The organism is Paraburkholderia yinzeri (assembly GCF_046581065.1).
GTDB lineage: Bacteria > Pseudomonadota > Gammaproteobacteria > Burkholderiales > Burkholderiaceae > Paraburkholderia.
Genome location: NZ_JBFOCJ010000002.1, coordinates 1907091 through 1926075, shown reverse-complemented (window position 1 = coordinate 1926075; position 18985 = coordinate 1907091). Strand labels below are relative to the sequence as shown.

Here is an 18985-nt window from a genome sequence, read left to right as displayed (position 1 = left end):
CACGTTAAGGCATCCTAACCGTATTGCTCAGATAGACGAACGCGTGGTTCCGGGTAGCTCGTCCTGCGCGTGCTTGACCGGCAACGGTTCGATCCGGCCGACGATCACGAGATAGCTGAACGCGCCGAGCACGCAAAAACCGCCCGCAACCACGAGTGGAATCGTGAACGAGCCCTTCGTCAACGCCACCATCGCGCCGGTGAACGTCGTGATGACGATACCGGCGATGTTCGAGGCAAAGTTCTGGATCCCGCCTATCGAAGCGACGTGGCCCGGCGTCGGCGCGACGTCGGCCGGCAGCGCCCAGATGCTTGCGGCGGCGAACGCAAGGCTGCCGTACGAAATGCCGAAGCACGCGAGCATGAGCCAGGTGTCCGACGTGAAGGCCGAAAGCGTGATCGCCGACGAGGCCAGCATGCCGCCCACCATGCAGGTCTTGCGCGCCGCGGTGAGGCTCCAGCCGCGGCGCACGAGCGCGTCCGAGGCCCAGCCGCCCAGCCAGCCGCCCGGAATCGAGATCAGCGCCGGAATCATCCCGAGCGAACCGAGCGACTTCAGCGAGAAGCCGCGCGTCTGCACGAGATAGCTCGGGAACCAGGTGATGAAAAAGTAGATGACGAAGTTCAGGCAAAAGAAGCCGAGCATCATCCCCCACAGCGTGCGGTAGCGGAACAGCGACGCCCAGGTCACGCCGCCATTTTCGCGGGCATTGCGTTGCGGCGCGGGAGCCGCGTCGGGCTCGCCCGTCATGTCGCCGTGCGCGGGCGCGCGGTAGATCGCGAACCAGCCGATCACCCACACCACGCCCAACAGACCCGTGATGACGAACGCGGCCCGCCAGCCGAGCGTGCCGACGATCAGCGCGACGACGGGAATCGACAGCGCGGAGCCCACGCGCGAGCCGCTATCGAAGATGCTCGTTGCGATCGCGCGTTCCTCGCGGCGAAACCACTGGCTCACGAGCTTCGCGCACGACGGATAGGCGCCCGCCTCGCCCATGCCGAGCAGAAGCCGGCAGCCGAACATCCCCACCACGCTCGTCGCGAAGGCCGTCGTCGCCGTGAACACCGACCACCAGCCGACTGCCAGCGGCAGCGCAATGCGCGCGCCGACGCGATCCACGAACCAGCCGAACGGCATCTGCATGAGCGCATAAGTCCAGAAGAATCCGCTCAGCAAGAGGCCCATGTCGGCCGGGCCGATGCCGAGCGCCTTCTCGATCTGCGGCGCGGCAACGGCGAGGTTCGCCCGGTCGATGTAATTGACCGCGATGGCCAGAAAGCTCAGAAACACGACTACCCAACGCATCTTCCTCATGGAGCTGTCTCCTCTCAGGGGTATCGTTGCCGGGATGCTGTCCTTCAGGCGGGCGCACGCGCAGCGACCGCCGCACGCAAGCGCGGCTGCGCCAGCTCGAGACCTAGCTCGCGTGCCAGATCGATGACGGGCGCGAAACGCCGCGCCTTCTTTTCCTCGTGATTGCGGGCGATGTCGGCCAGCCGGTGATCGAGGAAGGGATTGCCGAAGCGCTCGCGCAGTTCGTCGAGATAGGCGCGCGCCGCGTCGCCCTTGCCTAGTGCGTCGAATACCGGCACCACTTCCTCGCGCCACAGCGCTTCGAGCTCGCCGCGCATCGCCGGGTCGCGCATCGCGTGCAGCGTGTTCTCGTCGGCCGCCCGCCCCTCCGCGAGCCAACGCTCGGCGAGATACGTGTGCCCCAGGTTCAGCAACAGCAGCTTGAGCCGTACATAGTGGTCGAGATCGTCGGTCACGACGATCGACTCGTGTTCGCACGGCAGCACCATGCCCGCTTGCCGCTCGATCGCCCAGAGCGCGTAGGGCTCCGCAATGGCTCCCACGGGCGCGATCGGCTCGGACACGATCCGGTCCACCAGCGAGTTCACCCACATGCAGCCGTGCTCGACATACTCGACGAAGCCCGGCGCGGCGTTCCACTCGCGCGCGAGCTGCGCGACGAGCGCGCGCAACGTGTCGCCATTGCGCGTCACGAGTTCGCAGGGATACAGCGTGAGCGGCTCGGCGCCGGCATCGTAGCGGGCCTTCAGCAACACCGCTAGTTTCGCGACGAAACCACGCGGCACGCGTGCGCCAGGCGCGAGCAGATCGGCGCTGTCTTCCGGATAGCGCGCATAGCCCGTGTCGCCTGTGTTCGAGATCACCACACGCGCATCGTGCGCGAAACGCTCGCGCACGGCGGACCAATCGAGGTTCGCGTCGAGCGCTTCGGCAATCGCATCGCACTCGCGGGTCTCGTCGATCGTCGTCTCGTGCCGCACGCCGCGAATCCGCACGGGGTAGCGGCCGCGTTCGCGCAACGCCTCGATGCGCGAGCGGCTCTCGGGATTCGAGGTGGTCTGCACGACCGTGATGCGCCCGAGCGCGCGCCCTTCGCGCAGCGCTTCGGACACGAACAGATCGGCATGCGCCTGGAGAAAGCGGCTCGTGCCGAACTGCAAAATCGGTTGTCCCATGCTGTATTCCCTTTCAGCAGGCGACGAGCGCCTTGATCACCCCGGCCTCGGGCGCGAGCAGCCCAGGGAACGTTTCGGGCAACGTATCGAGTTCGAGCCGGTGCGTGTTCAGCACGTCAGTGGGAATCTTGCCCGCACGCATGGCGTCGAGCACGGTCTCGAAATCGGCGGGCGTCGCGTTGCGGCTCGCGAGCAGCGTCGTCTCGCGCTTGTGGAACTCCGGATCGGAGAAGCCAATGCGCGCATTGACGATCGAGATCAGCACGTACTTGCCGCCATGCGCGACGAATTCGAGGCCGCGCTCCATCGCGCCCGCGTTGCCCGTGGCGTCGAACACGACGTCGAAGTATTCACCGTCCGTCCACTCGCCGAGCGCCCGTGCGTCGGCGCCTGCGCCCGACGTATCGAGCGTCACCGTGCTGTCGGCCCCTAGCGACGCCTTGCAGACCGCCAGCCGGTCCACGCGAGCGTCGAGCACTACGACGCGCGCGCCGCGCAGCCTGGCGAAGATCAGGGCCGCCATGCCGATCGGCCCCGCGCCGACCACGAGCACGCGCGCGCCGGCCTGCACGTCGGCCCGCGCCACCGCGTGCGCGCCGATGGCGAGAAATTCGATCATCGCGGCCTGGTCGAGCGACACGCCATGCGCCGGGAACACGAACTCGTGCGGAACCGCGAGGTATTCGGCCATGCCGCCGTCCGCGTGCACGCCCAGCACGCGAATGTTCGTGCAGCAGTTGGTCTTGCCCGCGCGGCACGCCACGCAGCGTCCGCACGAAAGGTAAGGCATCACGTAGACGGCATCGCCCGCCTTCACGCGCGCGCCGGGCGGCGCCGACTCGACGACGCCGGAGAGCTCGTGGCCCATCACGCGCGGATACGACAGATAGGGCTGGTTGCCCGTGAAGATGTGCAGGTCGGTGCCGCAGACGCCGATGCGCTTCACGCGGATCAGCACATCGCCGGGGGCGGCCTCGGGCTTGGGCCGTTCGACGACTTCGAGCCGGCCCGGTTGTTCGCAGATGACGGTTTTCATGGGAGGGTTGGGCTGCGTGCGAAGAAACGCGCGTCCTGGAACGCGACGCGCGCCGGCCACTCGCTCTAGAGTGGCCTGACCAGTTGCGAAAATACAAGCCATAATAGAATTGGTCAAGCCACCTTTACCCGGGGGTCCGGGCCGCGGCGCACGCGCACAGGCTGGGCCACGGCCGCTTCGATTTACAATCGCGGCTCCCCGCTTTCGGGCCGCGCAAGGCCCGCGGCATCACACAACGGCAGCACCCAACGACAGGAACCCTCGTGGTCGCCAAACCCGCCGAATCCCGCCGCCTCTACCTGCAGATCGCCGACAAGCTGCGCGCGCTGATCGCCGAGCCGGACTTCGCGAGCCACGGGCGTCTGCCTTCCGAGCGCGCGCTGGCCGAGCGGCTCGGCGTATCGCGGCCTTCGGTGCGCGAGGCGCTGGTGGTGCTGGAGCTGGAGGGGCGCGTGGAAATCCGCATGGGGTCCGGCGTTTACGTGTGCGCGGCGGCCCCGCATGCCGCGCCGGCCGAGGAAGAACTGGGCGACAGCCTCGTCGACGTCATGAACGCGCGCGCCGTGCTGGAAGGCGCGATTGCGGGAAGCGTCGCGGCGTTCTGCACGCCCAGGATTCTGAAAGCACTGCGCGCGATTTACAACGCGATGGAGCGCGAAGTCCACGCCGGGCACATTCCGGAAGCGGAAGACCGCGCGTTCCATGTCGCGATCGCGCAGATGACGGGCAACGAGATCCTCGTGCAAACCGTGGGAACGCTGTACGACAAGCGCCATACCCCGCTTTCCTCGAAGCTGCGCGACCACTTCGAGAGCGAGACGACGTGGCTCGCGGCGCTTGCCGAGCATCGCGACATCCTGGAAGCGCTCGAAGCGCGCGACGCGATCCAGGCGCAGGCCGCGATGCAGCGGCACTTGAAGATTTCGCTCGAACGCGTGATGGCGCGGCGCGGCTGAACCAGGAGCCAGATGAAAGCCTTAGCCACCTTATGCGCGATGAGCTGCATGCTGTTGGGATGCGGCAAGTCTTCCGCATGGCGTGCCGACCGCAAATAGACGACCCGCATGGCTCGCACCTCTCCCGGCGCCTCAACACCGCCACCGCGCACCGGCGGCCTCGCGAAGAAGGGAGTCTGGCTTCGGTCGGCGATCCTGTTCGTGTTCGGCGCCATCTTGTCCATAGCGGGCATGGTGGGGCTTTTCGACACGAGCAAAATGCTCCTGGCGCGCAACTGGCCCGTCGTCACCGCGCATCTCGACGCTTGCGACGCCACGCTGCGCAGCGGCCGCTACGATGATTACTGGGATTTTTCCGCCAGATGGCGCTTCGGACCCGGCGAGGCGCAGCATCTTGAAGAAAACTGGACACCCCCCGGCGCGCCCCGGTATCCGCACCATAACCCGCGCGAGATTGTCACTGCCGGGCAGATGGCCGAAATCAAGGCACGTTATTGCAACGCGCCGGAGACAACGCAATTGCGCGTCTCTCCAACGTTCTCCGGCCAGGCCGTCATGAATACGGACGTAACGGACGGCGCATGGAAAGGCAGCCTGGCCGGTACCCTCATCACCCTGCTGGGCGGCCCGATGCTGATCGCGGTCGCGATTTCGGGCTGGCGCAGCGCAACCGGGCCCAAACGCGCGAAGCGAAAGCGATAGAGCCGCACAAGCGCGCCGGACAAGCGCGCCGGTTCAGTTTTCCGGCTGCGGAAGATACTTCAGGGGATCGAGTTGCTGACCGTTGCGGCGGATCTCGAACTGCAGCATACCGTTGCCCGTCGCGTCCGCGCCCATTTCTGCAATGGGCTGCCCCTGCGCGACAACCTGGCGACTCTTGACCAGCAAACGCCCGTTGTGCGCGTAGGCGGTCACGAATCCGTCGCGGTGCTGGACGATGACAAGCGGCCCATAAGCTTCGACCGCGTTGCCTGCATAGACCACGAAACCGCTCGCCACGGCCTTCACGGGCTCGCCCGCGTTTCCGGCAATGAGCATCCCGCGCGTTTTCCCCTCGACGAACGCTTGAGCGACGTGGCCCTGTACCGGCCATACGAAGCGCGCGGCTCCATTTTCCGCCGGCGCGGCCGGACCTGGCGTCGCGGGCCGTTCGCGGGATGACGCGCTTTCTTCGCCGGTTGTTTGCCGTTCGCGGGACACCGCGCTGTCCGCATCGCCGTTCGGCCATTTCGTCCATTTCGGCGCCCGGCCGAGCACCTTGTCGACCGACTCGTCCACGATCCTGATTTCCGCCCGGCGATTCTGCGCGCGCCCTTCTTCGGTGTCGTTATCCGCGATCGGATGATCGGAGGCGTAGCCGCGAATCGTAATGCGGGAGGCGGCAATGCCATCGCGCTCCAGTGCCGCTGCGACGACCTGGGCACGGGCGTCGGACAGAGCCAGATTGGCGTCGCGTGATCCGACGTTGTCGGTGTGGCCTTCGACCACGACCCGCTTGTCGCTGCGTGCCACCATCGCGGCCGAACGAGCGATGGCGGCGCGGGTATCGGCGCGCAGATCCGAGCTGCCAAAGTCGAACAGGACATTTTCCGGCAGGCGGATCGCCACATCGTTCTGCGCCTGCGTTACATCGACATCGGCTGCCCAGTTCAAAGCCTCCTCGCGGCTACGGTCGATCCCCGCACAGGCGGCGAGGTGAATCAGTACGGCGATGGAGAGAGCTAGCCTTGCGAAACCTTTCATGGCGTCCTGTTTCCCGGCACTCCGGGCAAGATGGCTTCAAACACAACGGGCGTGCCAGCCGCGAATCGTAGCTGGCACGCCCGTCGACACAGAGTACGGCGTAATCAGAGAGGCGCCGCGCGGCGCCCCGCCGACCCGATTCCGGATTTAGAAGCGATGACGCATCCCGGCGGCTACACCCACCTGATTGGGCGTCGACGACGCCGGCAACAAATCGGCGATGGACGTCGAGTTGCTCAGCACATAGCCTTGGCCGTCGTTGTAGATGTCGCCTGCGGCATGCTGGTACACGCCAGCAAAATACAGATCGGTGCGCTTGCTGAGCGAATAGTCCACGCCCAGCGTTGCCGAATGCCATTTCGGACTGCTCGATTCCGTGCCCGAACCCGATGTCTTACCCCAGGTGTACGTGTACTCGCCCACCAGCGCGAGCGCCGGCGTAAGCCCGTAGGTGCCGTTCAGCTCGATGTTGTCGAAGCGCGCGTCGAGGGGAAGGTCCGCACCCGCGAGATTCGTATTCTGAAGCTGGGTCTGCGTCCAGAGCACGCCGACCGTGCCCGGGCCGAATGCATAGTTCGCGCCCACGCCGTACGTGCGCTGCAGGCTCGCGCCTTGCGGAACCACGACCGCGCCACCCGTATTGGCGACGCCATTGGGGTCGTCGTTCGACTGATCGTAAGCCGCGGCAATCGTCAGCGGACCGTTCGAATAGCCGGCGCCGACACTCCATGCGCGGCCGTTGGCGAAACCGCCGGCCTGATTGCTGAAACCGTACAGCGCGCCGAAGTGGAAGCCCGAATAATTGATGCTCTCGTACTTGACCGCATTGGCAATAGAGTACTGGGCGCCGATGTTGTCGTTGTTCAGCGGATGCGCCGCGACGTTGACACCGCCGGCCTGGCCGGCCAGCGACAGCGGCGACAGGTAATCGACCACGGAATCGTACTGACGGCCCAGCGTGAGCGTGCCGTAGTCCTTGCTCTGGAGGCCGACGTAGGCCTGACGGTTAAACAGCGCATTGCCGGCGAGACCGCCATTCGTCAGGTCGAAACCGCTCTCGAGCCGGAAGATCGCCTTGGTCCCGCCGCCCAGGTCTTCAGCACCGCGCAGACCGAAATACGTGTTCGACAGCGTGCTGCTGTTTTCCGCCCAATTGCTGTGGCCCTGCCAGTTATTGACATACAGCAGGCCCGCATCGATCGAACCATAGAGCGTGACGCTGCTTTGCGCGTGCGCTGCGATGCTGAATGCGCCAAGTACACCGAAAGCAACCAGTGTTTTTTGAAGCTTGAGTTTCATCATGTTCGTTCCCGTTTCCCGGCCGACATCCGTCTGCGGTTTGCAGATCGACGGGGCAACGTTGCCCCAGCCGGACGGGCGAAAATATAATCGGCACCGAGGGAACGAATGGTTGTGCGCGTACAACGCGGAAGGTGTATTCCGACAGCTATTGCGCACGCGCAAAGTTTGCGCACAGAACGGCTACGGATATCCGGCGCACCGTGCCAGGACGGACCTGGACGTATCGTTAGTTGGCCGGAGCCTCGATCTCGAGATCGAGCACGATCGAGCTGACCGACTTTCCATGCGCATCGAGGGCGAGCGAGCGCGTCACGCCGCCGCCCAGCGCCTGGCCGAGCACGAAATTGAACGCCGCGAGTCGCGGCAGTTCATAACGCACCACCTCGCCATGCACGAAATCGGCAAGCCACGCCTTGACGCGCTCCGCACCCAGCGCTTCACGCAAATGTTCGTAGTGCTTCGGATCGCGGCAGATCACCGAAACGTTCAGCGTATTGCCCTTGTCGCCCGTGCGCGAATGCGCGAGTTCGCGTAGTTTCATCTCATGCCTCCACGAAGGCGAATCCGGGCGTGACGAAGCCGCGCGGCAACAGCACCGACTGCACGGCCAGCACCTCGCGCACCGACTTCGTCACGCCGCCGCCGCCCGCGGGCCCGTTCGTATAGAGCGTTTCGACCTCGTTGCCGATGCGCAGCGCCTCGCTAGCATCGGCTGTGCGGCCGGCTACGCGCACGCGCACTTCGGCCGGCTCGTTGCGCTGCGCGGCGCCCGTTTCCCCATACAGCGAATTCAGCCCGATCAGATCGAAGCGCAATTCGTCCGTAGCGACGCCCGTCGCCGCCAGGCGCTCGCGCACGATATCGAGCGCGAGCTGCGCCCGTGCAACGGCGCCCGGTCCGCCATACGAAATCTGCCCTTCGCCGATGAAACCGTCGACATAGGCCACCGAGACCTTCAGCGTGGCCGTCCTTGCGCTTCCGCGCCCACCGCTAATGCGCACGCGGTCGGTCGCTTCCTCGACAATCTCCACTTCCGTGAAATCGGCGACGACATCCGGCTGCAAGTAGCGGGCTGGATCGTGAATCTCGTAGATGAGCTGTTCCTTGCAGGTCGCCGCGCTAACGCGCCCGCCCGCCTGCGGCAGCTTCGTGATCGTGACCGAACCGTCGGCCGCGACCTCGCCGACCGGAAAGCCGAGGCGCGCGAGATCGGGCACGTCCTTGTAGCCCGGGTCGGCAAAATAGCCGCCCGTGACCTGCCCCGCGCATTCGAGCAGGTGGCCGACCACGGTCGCCTGGCCGAGCGTGGCCCAGTCGTCGAAGCGCCAGCCGAACTCGTGAATCAACGGTGCCGTGAACAGCGACGGGTCCGCCACGCGGCCCGTCAACACGATATCGGCACCGGCGGCGAGCGCCTCGACAATCGGCGCCGCGCCCAGATAGGCATTCGCCGAAACGATACGCTCGCGGTAACGCGCGACATCGTCGCCCGACTCCTCGAAGCGAAACGGCTCGCGCAGCACGACGTCGAGCACGTCGTCGCCGCTCACCGCTGCGATTTTCAGTCCGCCCAGGCCGAGCTCGCGCGCGATCTGCGCTGTCCTGCGCGCGGCCGCCTGCGGATTGGCGGCCCCCATGTTCGAGACGATGCGCACGCCGTTGCGCGCGGCGCCGGGCAGCACGGCGCGCATGCGTGCTTCGAGCAGCGGATCGTAGCCGAGCTGCGGATCCTTGCGCCGCGCCTGCTGCGCGATGGCGATGGTCCGCTCCGCGAGACATTCGAACACCAGATAATCGAGCTTGCCGTGTTCCACCAGCTCGACGGCCGGTTCGATCCGGTCTCCCGAATAACCCGCGCCGGCGCCTATCCTGACGCGCCGCGCCGCGCCGGGTCCGCTCGGGTTGCCTGTCCCTTGGGTCGCTGTCATTTCAACACCACCATCCGATAGAACCTGATCAGAAAATGCCCAGCACGACGCAGGCGATCGTCATCACGATCGACGCGCCGAACAGCAACGGAAACGTAAACTTCTGGTGCTCGGCCAGTTCGATACCGCACAGGCCGACGACGAGGAACGTGGCGGGCGTGAGCGGGCTCACGGGAAAGCCCGTCGTCATCTGGCCCAGCAGCGCCGCCTGGCCCACGTGCGCCGCGGGCACGCCGAATTGCCCGGCCACCTCGGCAATCACCGGTAGCACACCGAAGTAAAACGAGTCCGGGTCGAACAACATGCTGAGCGGCATGGCCAGCAGCCCGAGCACGACGGGAATGTGACTCGCGAGCGACGGCGGCACGAAGCCCACCGCCGCCTGCGCCATCGCCTTGAGCATGCCGCTGCCCTGCATGACGCCGGTGAACACGCCCGCCGCCAGCAGAATGCCCGCCATCATCAGCGCGGCGCGCGCGTGGGCGTCGATACGTTTGCGCTGCATGTCGACATTCGGATAGTTCACCATCAGCACAATGCACAGCCCCACCATGAACACGAGCGCGGGCGGAATCTTCTCGCCCATCACCACCATCAGGCCGAGCACGATCACCGTGAGCACGATGTTGAACCAGAAGTTGCGCGGGCGCCGCAGCGCCGCTTCCTCGGGGGTCAGCTCGCGCTTCGGCAAGGCGATTTCGCCGCCCGCCGCCGCCACGCCAAGGCGCTTCTCCTCGCGGCGCCCGAGCCACCAGGCCGCGCCGAACACGAACACGAGACCGATTGCCTGCACCGGAATCAGCGGATTGAACAGCGCCGAAACAGGCAGATGCAGCGAAGCGGACGCGCGGATCATCGGCCCCGTCCACGGCAGGAAGTTGATGCCCGCCGCCATCGAAGCCGCCGCCGCCAGCACGCGCCGGTCCATTTGCAGCCGGTCGTAGAGCGGCAGCATGGCCGGAATCGTCACGAGGAAGCACACCGCGCCCGAGCCGTCCAGGTGGATCAGGAGCGCGAGCAGCGTCGTGCCCATGACGATGCGCGTGGGACGCGTGCCCACGGCCCGCAGGATGCGGTCGATGATCGGGTCGAGCGTGCCGGCGTCCGTGATGGTGCCGAAGTACAGGATCGCGAATACGAACATGCCGACCACGGGCGCGAGGCTCTTCAGCCCGTCGATCACGAACTTGCTCGTATGGAATCCGAAACCACCGATCAACGAGGCCGCGATGGGCACGACGATGAGCGCGACGAGCGGCGACATGCGCCGTGAAAGGATGGCGCCGAGCAGGACGGCAATCGTGAGAAGCCCCAGCACAGGCAGCATGGTCGTGTCTCCAGTCTTGTCTTTTGATGAGAGGGAGGGTAAGTTCGACGCTGCAATAACGCAATTGAAATGATTTGATTGCAGCAATCAGAGAACGCTATGGATCTGAATCTGCGGGAAATTCGTGCGTTCGTCACCGTCGCGACGGCCGGCAACTTCACGCGTGCCGCCGCGCAACTGCATCTCTCCCAGCCGGCGTTGACCGTGCAGATCCGGCGTCTGGAAGAGATCGTCGGCGCCCGGCTCTTCGACCGCAACAGCCGCAGCGTGGCGCTCACGCAAACGGGCCGCGAATTGCTGCCGCTGCTGCAGCGCTCGCTGGAAGACATGGAGCGGGTGCTGCGCGACGCCCGGGCGCTGGGCGGCGGATCGAGCGGCACGGTCCGGCTCGCATGCCTGCCCACCTTCGCGGCGAGCACGCTGCCCGACCTGATCCGCGCATTCCGGCAGCAGGTGCCGCGCTCGACGTTTCTGATTCGCGACGCGGTGGCAAGTCACGTCCTTGCACTCGTGCGCAGCGAGGAAGTGGATATCGGGCTGACCGGCGGCGACGTGTTCGACGCTTCGCTCGACGTGCTCTATCGCGGCTCCGACCGGCTGGTGGCGGTCTGCCCGAAAACGCACGCGCTGGCCCGCAAGCGGCGCATCGGCGTGGCGGACCTCGCGCGCTCGCCGCTCGTGCTGACGGCACCGGGCACGAGCGTGCGCAGCGTGGTGGATGCGGCGCTCAAGGCCAGCGGCGCCACACCCGAGATCGCCTGCGAGCCCACCTACATGATGACGGCCGTGGCCATGGTGCGCGGCGGCCTTGGCCTCACGATCCTGCCGCAAAGCGCGCGCGAGGTGCTCGCGGAACCCGAACTGGTCGCGAGACCGATCGACGATCCGGCCTTCGTGCGCGCCACAGCGCTCGTGAAAAAGCGCGGGCGTACGCTGCCGGGCGTCACGGATGCGTTCGTCAGGCTGATGCTGAGCCGGCTGGGCCAGAAGAGCGGCCCTGCCCTGGCGAGGCGCAAGTGACCACCGGCGTCAGAGATCCAGCACCAGCCTGCTGCCGCGCCTCGCGCCGGAGACGCAGATCATCATCGACTTTCCGGCCGATCGCTCGGCCTCGCTCAGCACGCTGTCGCGGTGCTCGGGCGCGCCTTCGAGGACCGCCGTTTCGCAGGCCCCGCAAATCCCCTCGCCGCAGCTATAGTCGCATGCCACCCCCGCCGCAAGCAGCGTGTCGAGCAGGCGCGCGCCGGCCGGCACGTCGATCGTCCGGCCACTGCGCTGGAGGTGCACGACGTAAGCGCCCACCGGAGCGGCAAGCGCGGCCGGAGCGGCCGCAAAGCGTTCGAGGTGCACGTTGACGAGACCCGCGGACGCGCATGCCGCCTCGTACGCAGCCAGCATGGGCAGCGGCCCGCAGCAATAGGCGTGTGCCGCTTTGTTCTGCCCGGCCAGAAAAGCCGCCAGGTCGAACGCCTGACCGTCGTGCTCGTCGTCGAACCACAGCACGACGTCGCCGCCGAGCGCGGCGAACGCATCGAGAAACGCCGCCTGCGTGCGGCTGCGCGCGCAATAGACTACGCGTGCCGCCTTGCCCAGTTCGCGCAGGCGCCGGTACATGCAAAGAATCGGCGTCACACCGATTCCGCCCGCGATCAGCACGCTTTCATCGGCGCTTTCGTCGAGTGCGAAAAGGTTGCGCGGCGCGCCGATCGTCAACACGGCGCCGCAGTGCAGGCTCTCGTGCACGAAGCGCGATCCGCCGCGGCTCTTCGGGTCGAGCAGCACGCCCAGTACGTAGCGGCCGGTTTCGTCGGGTGAGTTGACGAGCGAGTAGCTGCGCGTCACGCCGTTCGGCAGGTGCAGATCGATATGGGAGCCCGCTGTGAAGGCGGGAAAGCGGTGGCCGGCTTCGGGCACGAGCTCGACGCCCAGCACACCAGCGGCTTCGTGGCGCAGCGTTCGCACGCGTGCCTGCAACAAGGGAGAATGCGTCATCGTTTTCCATTCATCAAACAAAATTCATACAGCGCACATCGGGTACGGCGAACGCATCACGGGCCAGCGAGGCAAGCCGGGAACGCTGCGTCCCGGCGCCGGATAGCCGGACTCCATGGGAGTCAGAACTTGTGGATGATCGCAATGCGAGCAGCAGCCTGTTCATGGTTCGACGAGGGCGTATACCAGTAGAAATCCTGCCCCTGCTGGGCAACGACATCGCCCGAAGCGACCTGGTACGACACGGCCGCATAGAAACTCGTGCGCTTCGAGAGAAAGTAATAGGCTCCCACCGTCGGCTGGTTCCAGTGAACGTGATCGGTCCTCTCGTACTCGTATGCGGCAATGCCCTGCAGGAACGGCGTGATCTGCCAGATCACGCCGCCTTCGTAGATCCAGACCGTCTGCGACTGGCCGTAACCCTTGAACGTCGTCGCCGTGATGTTGCCTGCCGCCGTCAGGCTGCCGAAGTTATACGAGGCCCCAAACTCCGCCGACGACTGCCGGTCGATCGCGAAGTTGCCGTCGGGGTAAGCATCCACGCCGCCCGAGGTCGTCGCCTGGCCAAGGAACGACGACACGCCCAATTGGCCATAGGGGTCGAAAAACGCAGGATTCCTCACGCTCGTGTAGACCGCCGCAAGCTGCAGACTGCCGCCGTCGTAGCGCAGCCCCGTGCTGAACGCGCTGTCTTTGGCGAGACTGCCCGGGACGCCGCCAAAGGCATACATGAGACCCAGTTGAACCCCGTCGTAGACCGGTGTCGTGTACTTGACCGCGTTGTTCAGGCGGTCGCCGCCCTGCCGGTCCACGTCGCCGATATGCCCGCCGGTTGCCAGCGCATAGCCCGCCGGGCTGAAATAGCCGAGCGTCATGAAGTCCCATGCGAAGTCGTACTGGCGGCCGAGCGTGACGGTGCCGTACGGCGTCGACAGACCGACCCAGGCCTGGCGGCCGAACAGCGCGCTGCCAATGCCCGGAACATAGGAGCCTGTGTTGAGATCGAGGTCGCTTTCGAGGTCGAAAATCGCGCTATAGCCTCCGCCGAGCACCTCGGTGCCGCGCAAACCCCAGCGGCTGCCGAAATTCACGCCCGACATGGCGCCAATGAAGCGATTGCCGCCCTCGTTGCTGACGTAGGTTATGCCCTCGTCCAGCAGGCCATACAGCGTAATCGAGCTCTGTGCGTGGCCTGGTACGCACAGGCATGCCATCGCCGCCATGGCGGCGAGTTTCAGGGTGGTCTTCATGAAATTGATCTTGTAGTGAAGGGACAGTTACGTGCGGACCTTATCGCGACGTCATCCGGGTCCGGATATCTCGCTCGATATTTGTAGTACTACGAACTATCAATAATGGATCGATCTGCTTTCGTCTTCCTCCCCTGTTCGTGCCGTCGCCGCGTCGAGGGCGGCCGATGGGTGGCTTTCCATGAGCGGCGCGTGGCGCGCCCTCATGGAAAGCGTATGCGCCGGAGTATCCGGCAACTGCGAAGCAACTGCCCGGCAACTGCGAGGTTAGTCGGATTCCACCATGGCCTCGGGAGCGGCGCCATGCACCACGAAGGACGTGGCGCCGCGCGTCTTCTGGCCGATCGCGGCCTCGTAGGCCAGCGTCACATCCAGGGGCTGGCCGGCCTGGCCGATGAAGTCGCGCAGGTAGGGCCCGAGTAGCGGATGCCGGTCCTGCTCCTCGCGCGGCAAGCCGTTGATGAGCTCGTCGCGGCAGGCGGAAGGCAGCACAATGTTCCGGTTGATTGCGCTGTCGGTAATCAGTCCCTTCGGCTGCTTGCCCGCGGCCACCGCATCGAGTTCGTCGAAGAAGCGTTTGCGCAGCATCACAATGCCACGGTCGCTTGCACCGAGTGTCTCCTTCGTGCGGTCCGTGATGCGGCCTTGCCCCACCCAGGCGGCGAAGTCCTGGTTCGCCACGTGAGTCTTGATCCATTCGCCGTTTTCGTCGTAGAGCGGGCCATACCATGACGGGATGCGCTCCTGTACGTAGGGCTCCTGCTCTTTCGGCACGCGGCTGAAAACCCACAACACGCTAAGCGTGTTTTCGTCGTCGATCGGCACGCGCCATTCGAAGTGATGGCCCAGATAGAACGCGTTCGGCCACAGGGTCACGCGGCCGATAGTCCACATCGGATTCTGCTGGGTCTCCGCCGCCCGCAAGCGCTTGTAGACGAACCCGTACTCGAATTCCTCGTACTGCGTTTTCAGGTGCGTGGGCACGTACTCGGCCTCGCTATCCTGCAGGCGGGCGGTCCAGTTGTTGTGCGTCCATTCGAAATGGATCGGATCGATCGAGTTTTCCTGGCACTGGAACCAGTTGCACGGCAGTTCCGCGAAAACGGCCTGCGCAAAGCCGTCTTTGTAGTTGAAGAGATCCCAGTCCGGCAGTTCCGGCGCGGGCGCAGGCCCCATGTAGGCCCATAGCATGCCGGCCTTCTCGCGCACTTCATAGGCGGCGACCTTCGTCTTCTTGCGCAGGCGCGCCTCGGGATCGACGATCTCCTCGAAGGGCTGATGCACGCATTGTCCGCCGGCCTCGAACTGCCAGCCGTGGTAGGCGCAACGCAGTCCCTCGCGCTCGACGAAGCCGAACGCGAGATCCGCGTTCCGATGCGGGCAATACCGTTGCACGAGTCCGTAGCGGCCGGACAGATCCTTGAACAAGACGAGATCTTCGCCGAACAGGCGTATCGGGCGCACCGCCTTGTCGTCGAATTCCGTCGCGCCTGCGATGGGATGCCAATAGCGGCGGAGGTATTCACCCATCGGCGTTCCTGGACCAACCTGGGTCAATAGCCTGTTTTTTTCCGCGCTCAACATGACTGCTCTCCTCCTGATGCCATACGGGAACGCAGGTTCGCGCCTCGCGCCGACGCGGCCGTCTGACGCACGCGCGTAGCCTGCCTGAATCGAATACTGCTTCGGATACCGCGCGTGCAGGCCGGTAATGCGATTCTTTGTCGCCAGTATGTTTGGAGCAACACCCGGAGGTATCAAACAGGTAGCTGTTCGTCCCGGGTTTCTGGAGCGGCCACCGGAAAGCAGGCTTGCCGGGGATCAGGAGAGAGACAGGATGTGGCTGGCGAGCTGCCGGTTATCGGCACCCGCCAGCCAGCGGGTTCAGACGTTCTTGATAGCCTCTTGATAGCCGCGCATTACTGCAGGTTTTCGAAGATGGCCGCAATCCCCTGGCCACCGCCGATGCACATCGTCACGAGCGCATAACGGCCGCCGATACGCTTGAGCTCGTACAGCGCTTTCACCGTAATGAGCGCACCCGTTGCCCCCACCGGATGGCCAAGCGAGATGCCCGAGCCGTTCGGATTGACCTTCGCGGGATCGAGCCCAAGCTCTTTCGCGACCGCGCAGGCCTGCGCGGCAAACGCCTCGTTCGACTCGATCACGTCGAGGTCGGCAGCCGTGATGCCCGCGCGTTCGAGCGCGAGGCGCGATGCCGGCACGGGGCCGATCCCCATGTACGCCGGGTCCACGCCCGCGTGCGCATAGGACACGAGGCGCGCGAGCGGCTTCGCGCCGCGCTTTTCGGCAACGCCGCGCTCCATCATCAGCACGGCCGCCGCCGCGTCGTTGATGCCCGACGCGTTGCCGGCCGTCACCGTGCCGTTCTCCTTCGCGAACACCGGCTTGAGCTTCGAGAAGTCGTCGGCGCTCGCCTCGTGGCGCACGTGCTCGTCGGTGTCGAACAGCACTTCGCCCTTCTTCGACTTGAGCGCGACGGGCAGGATCTGATCCTTGAAACGCCCTTCGGCAATCGCGCGCGCGGCGCGGCGGTGCGACTCGAGCGCGAGCGCGTCTTGCGCCTCGCGCGTGATGCCGAATTGCTTCGCGACGTTCTCTGCCGTCACGCCCATGTGGATCGTCTGGAACGGATCGTGCAGCGCGCCCAGCATCATGTCGATCAGCTTGCCGTCGCCCATGCGCTGACCAAAGCGCGCGGCCGGCACCGTGTACGGCGCGCGGCTCATGCTCTCGGCACCGCCGCCGATCGCGATCTCCGCGTCGCCAAGCAGGATGGTCTGCGCCGCCGAAACGATCGCCTGCAGGCCGGAGCCGCACAGGCGGTTCACGGTCAGCGCGGGCGTGTGCTGCGCGACGCCGCCGTCGATCGCCGCGACGCGCGCGAGGTACATGTCCCTCGGCTCCGTATGGATGACATTGCCGAACACGACGTGGCCGACCTCTTCGCCGGACACGTTCGCACGCGAGAGCACCTCGCGCACGACGCGCGCGCCGAGATCGGTCGGCGCGAAATCCTTGAGGCTACCGCCGAAATCGCCGATCGCGGTACGGACGCCGCTCACCACCACCACTTCCTTCGCTGCATTGCTCATAGTGTTGCTCCGGTTCGTTCGCGCATTCACGCGCGTTCATGCACTACATGTTCGGATAATTCGGTCCACCGCCGCCTTCGGGCGTGACCCACACGATGTTCTGCGTCGGGTCCTTGATGTCGCAGGTCTTGCAGTGCACGCAGTTCTGCGCGTTGATCTGCAGACGGTCTTCGTTCGAGTCGTCCTTCACGAACTCGTACACCGCGGCCGGGCAGAAACGCCCCTCCGGGCCCGCATAGGTGCGCAGGTTCACATTCACCGGCACGGATGCGTCTTTCAGCGTCAGGTGCGCCGGCTGGTTCTCCTCGTGATTCGTGTTCGAGATAAACACCGACGAGAGCCGGTCGAACGTCAGCCTGCCATCCGGCTTCGGATACTCGATCGGCTGGCACTGCGACGCGGGTTTCAGCATCTCGTTGTCGCGATGCTGGTGATGCAGCGTCCACGGCACGTTGCCGCCCAGCAGCTTCTGCTCGATGCCCACCATCAGCGTGCCCAGGTACAGCCCCTTGCTCATCCACTGCTTGAAGTTGCGCGCCTTGTAGAGTTCCGTGTACAGCCACGACTGCCTGAATGCTTCCGGGTACGCGGCGAGCTCATCGCTCTGGCGCCCCGCCTGCACCGCTTCGAACGCCGCTTCCGCCGCCAGCATCCCGGTCTTGATCGCCGCATGGCTGCCCTTGATGCGCGCGGCGTTCAGGAACCCCGCGTCGTCGCCCACCAGCGCGCCGCCCGGGAACACCAGCTTCGGCAGCGACATCAGGCCACCGGCCGTCATCGCCCGCGCGCCATACGAGACCCGCTTGCCGCCTTCCAGGTACTGGCGGATGGCCGGGTGCGTCTTGTAGCGCTGGAATTCCTCGAACGGCGAGAGATACGGGTTCGTGTAGGCGAGACCCACCACGAAGCCCACCATCACCTGGTTGTTGTCGATGTGATAGAGGAACGAGCCGCCGTAGGTGTCGTTTTGCAGCGGCCAGCCGGCCGTGTGGATCACGAGCCCCGGCTGGTGCTTTGCCGGATCGATCTCCCACAGCTCCTTGATGCCGATGCCGTAGACCTGCGGGTCCGCGTCGCGGTCGAGCTTGAACTTCTCGTTCAGTTGACGCCCCAGGTGCCCGCGGCAGCCTTCGGCGAACAGCGTGTACTTCGCGTGCAGCTCCATGCCGAGCTGGAAGTTCTCGGTCGGCTCGCCATCCTTGCCGATGCCCATGTTGCCGGTGGCGACGCCCTTCACCGAGCCATCGTCGTTGAAGAGCACTTCGGCCGCCGGAAAGCCCGGGAAGATCTCCACGCCCAGCGCCTCGGCCTGCTGGCCCAGCCAGCGCGTGACGTTCGCGAGGCTGATGACGTAGTTGCCGTGGTTCCTGAAGTTCTCGGGCAGCGCCCAGTTCGGCACGGCCTTCGCGCCGGTTTCCGACAGGAAAAGAAATTTATCTTCGGTGACGGGCACGTTCAGCGGTGCGCCCCGTTCCTTCCAGTCGGGGATCAGCTCATTCAAGGCGCGCGGGTCCATGACCGCGCCCGAGAGGATATGCGCCCCGATTTCCGAGCCTTTTTCCAGTACGCACACGCCGGTCTCGACGCCTTTTTCTGCTGCGAGCTGCTTCAGGCGGATCGCAGCCGACAGGCCCGCCGGGCCGCCGCCTACGATCACCACGTCGTATTCCATCGATTCGCGTGGGCCGTATTGTGCGATCAGGTCATTCGAATTCATGCTGAGTCTCCCCCGGGCCCGCTTCAGAACGGCTCTCCGGCAACCGCGGGCACGCCTGCGCCAGCTTGCGCGCCCTACCTCGATGGATATGGCAAACCTTGCCAGCGCGCTTCCGTGAATCGCCGC

The 18985-nt window shown here is 65.5% G+C and carries 16 protein-coding genes; 3 read left to right on the top strand and 13 right to left on the bottom strand.

The features are described from left to right. Positions 1-27: 27 nt before the first annotated feature. The 3 genes from WJ542_RS25790 to WJ542_RS25780 are packed head-to-tail and all read right to left on the bottom strand — an operon-like array spanning position 28 to position 3528. Positions 28-1317 (bottom strand): MFS transporter, encoded by a 1290-nt coding sequence (locus WJ542_RS25790; RefSeq protein WP_411192295.1) that lies wholly within the window; start codon positions 1315-1317, stop codon positions 28-30. A gap of 44 nt (positions 1318-1361) precedes the next feature. Next, positions 1362-2492, bottom strand: a complete 1131-nt coding sequence (locus tag WJ542_RS25785; protein ID WP_411192294.1) for a mannitol dehydrogenase family protein — start codon at positions 2490-2492, stop codon at positions 1362-1364. Between the two features lie 13 nt (positions 2493-2505). Then, positions 2506-3528, bottom strand: coding sequence for a zinc-binding alcohol dehydrogenase family protein (locus WJ542_RS25780; RefSeq protein WP_411192293.1), 1023 nt, complete (start codon positions 3526-3528; stop codon positions 2506-2508). 263 nt (positions 3529-3791) lie between these two features. Here WJ542_RS25780 and WJ542_RS25775 point away from each other — a divergent pair, with 263 nt between their 5' ends. Continuing rightward, the gene (locus WJ542_RS25775) at positions 3792-4484 is read left to right on the top strand and encodes a FadR/GntR family transcriptional regulator (RefSeq protein ID WP_411192292.1); all 693 of its coding nucleotides are present in this window, start codon (positions 3792-3794) and stop codon (positions 4482-4484) included. 108 nt (positions 4485-4592) lie between these two features. Continuing rightward, positions 4593-5186, top strand: coding sequence for a hypothetical protein (locus WJ542_RS25770; protein WP_411192291.1), 594 nt, complete (start codon positions 4593-4595; stop codon positions 5184-5186). Between the two features lie 33 nt (positions 5187-5219). On the opposite strand, the gene WJ542_RS25765 is transcribed toward WJ542_RS25770, so the two are convergent. The 5 genes from WJ542_RS25765 to WJ542_RS25745 all read right to left on the bottom strand — a co-directional run bounded on the left by WJ542_RS25765 (position 5220) and on the right by WJ542_RS25745 (position 10784). Then, positions 5220-6227 (bottom strand): peptidoglycan DD-metalloendopeptidase family protein, encoded by a 1008-nt coding sequence (locus tag WJ542_RS25765; RefSeq protein ID WP_411192290.1) that lies wholly within the window; start codon positions 6225-6227, stop codon positions 5220-5222. Positions 6228-6374: 147 nt separating this feature from the next. After that, positions 6375-7529, bottom strand: coding sequence for a porin (locus WJ542_RS25760; RefSeq protein ID WP_411192289.1), 1155 nt, complete (start codon positions 7527-7529; stop codon positions 6375-6377). A gap of 226 nt (positions 7530-7755) precedes the next feature. Further along, positions 7756-8070, bottom strand: a complete 315-nt coding sequence (locus WJ542_RS25755) for an AtuA-related protein (protein ID WP_411192288.1) — start codon at positions 8068-8070, stop codon at positions 7756-7758. A gap of 1 nt (position 8071) precedes the next feature. Further along, positions 8072-9457: an acyclic terpene utilization AtuA family protein gene (locus WJ542_RS25750; RefSeq protein ID WP_411192287.1), complete on the bottom strand. Its 1386-nt coding sequence runs from the start codon at positions 9455-9457 to the stop codon at positions 8072-8074. A gap of 28 nt (positions 9458-9485) precedes the next feature. Further along, complete coding sequence (locus WJ542_RS25745) at positions 9486-10784, bottom strand: CitMHS family transporter (RefSeq protein ID WP_411192286.1); 1299 nt, start codon at positions 10782-10784, stop codon at positions 9486-9488. 99 nt (positions 10785-10883) lie between these two features. Here WJ542_RS25745 and WJ542_RS25740 point away from each other — a divergent pair, with 99 nt between their 5' ends. Then, positions 10884-11804 carry a LysR family transcriptional regulator gene (locus tag WJ542_RS25740; protein WP_411192285.1) on the top strand — a complete coding sequence of 307 codons (921 nt, stop codon included), beginning with the start codon at positions 10884-10886 and terminating at the stop codon, positions 11802-11804. Positions 11805-11813: 9 nt separating this feature from the next. Here the strand turns inward: WJ542_RS25740 and WJ542_RS25735 are convergent, their stop codons facing one another. The 5 genes from WJ542_RS25735 to WJ542_RS25715 form a co-directional block, all read right to left on the bottom strand. Beyond that, positions 11814-12776, bottom strand: a complete 963-nt coding sequence (locus WJ542_RS25735; protein ID WP_411192284.1) for a PDR/VanB family oxidoreductase — start codon at positions 12774-12776, stop codon at positions 11814-11816. Positions 12777-12898: 122 nt separating this feature from the next. After that, complete coding sequence (locus WJ542_RS25730; protein ID WP_411192283.1) at positions 12899-14026, bottom strand: porin; 1128 nt, start codon at positions 14024-14026, stop codon at positions 12899-12901. A 267-nt stretch (positions 14027-14293) separates the two neighbouring features. Further along, positions 14294-15556, bottom strand: coding sequence for a Rieske 2Fe-2S domain-containing protein (locus WJ542_RS25725; protein WP_411192282.1), 1263 nt, complete (start codon positions 15554-15556; stop codon positions 14294-14296). A 389-nt stretch (positions 15557-15945) separates the two neighbouring features. Beyond that, on the bottom strand, positions 15946-17142 hold the full coding sequence (bktB, locus tag WJ542_RS25720; protein WP_411192281.1) for a beta-ketothiolase BktB: 1197 nt from the start codon (positions 17140-17142) through the stop codon (positions 15946-15948). 43 nt (positions 17143-17185) lie between these two features. Beyond that, positions 17186-18859 (bottom strand): electron transfer flavoprotein-ubiquinone oxidoreductase, encoded by a 1674-nt coding sequence (locus WJ542_RS25715; RefSeq protein ID WP_411192280.1) that lies wholly within the window; start codon positions 18857-18859, stop codon positions 17186-17188. Between the last annotated feature and the right edge of the window lie 126 nt (positions 18860-18985).

Bases quoted from the DNA above. Each gene is read 5' to 3' on its own strand.
- WJ542_RS25790 (WP_411192295.1), bottom strand. From the start codon at position 1,317: ATGAGGAAGATGCGTTGGGTAGTCGTGTTTCTGAGCTTTCTGGCCATC.
- WJ542_RS25770 (WP_411192291.1), top strand. From the start codon at position 4,593: ATGGCTCGCACCTCTCCCGGCGCCTCAACACCGCCACCGCGCACCGGC.
- WJ542_RS25730 (WP_411192283.1), bottom strand. From the start codon at position 14,026: ATGAAGACCACCCTGAAACTCGCCGCCATGGCGGCGATGGCATGCCTG.
- WJ542_RS25740 (WP_411192285.1), top strand. From the start codon at position 10,884: ATGGATCTGAATCTGCGGGAAATTCGTGCGTTCGTCACCGTCGCGACG.
- WJ542_RS25735 (WP_411192284.1), bottom strand. From the start codon at position 12,776: ATGACGCATTCTCCCTTGTTGCAGGCACGCGTGCGAACGCTGCGCCAC.
- WJ542_RS25725 (WP_411192282.1), bottom strand. From the start codon at position 15,556: ATGGGTGAATACCTCCGCCGCTATTGGCATCCCATCGCAGGCGCGACG.
- WJ542_RS25755 (WP_411192288.1), bottom strand. From the start codon at position 8,070: ATGAAACTACGCGAACTCGCGCATTCGCGCACGGGCGACAAGGGCAAT.
- WJ542_RS25745 (WP_411192286.1), bottom strand. From the start codon at position 10,784: ATGCTGCCTGTGCTGGGGCTTCTCACGATTGCCGTCCTGCTCGGCGCC.
- WJ542_RS25715 (WP_411192280.1), bottom strand. From the start codon at position 18,859: ATGAATTCGAATGACCTGATCGCACAATACGGCCCACGCGAATCGATG.
- WJ542_RS25750 (WP_411192287.1), bottom strand. From the start codon at position 9,457: ATGACAGCGACCCAAGGGACAGGCAACCCGAGCGGACCCGGCGCGGCG.
- WJ542_RS25785 (WP_411192294.1), bottom strand. From the start codon at position 2,492: ATGGGACAACCGATTTTGCAGTTCGGCACGAGCCGCTTTCTCCAGGCG.
- bktB (WP_411192281.1), bottom strand. From the start codon at position 17,142: ATGAGCAATGCAGCGAAGGAAGTGGTGGTGGTGAGCGGCGTCCGTACC.
- WJ542_RS25780 (WP_411192293.1), bottom strand. From the start codon at position 3,528: ATGAAAACCGTCATCTGCGAACAACCGGGCCGGCTCGAAGTCGTCGAA.
- WJ542_RS25760 (WP_411192289.1), bottom strand. From the start codon at position 7,529: ATGATGAAACTCAAGCTTCAAAAAACACTGGTTGCTTTCGGTGTACTT.
- WJ542_RS25765 (WP_411192290.1), bottom strand. From the start codon at position 6,227: ATGAAAGGTTTCGCAAGGCTAGCTCTCTCCATCGCCGTACTGATTCAC.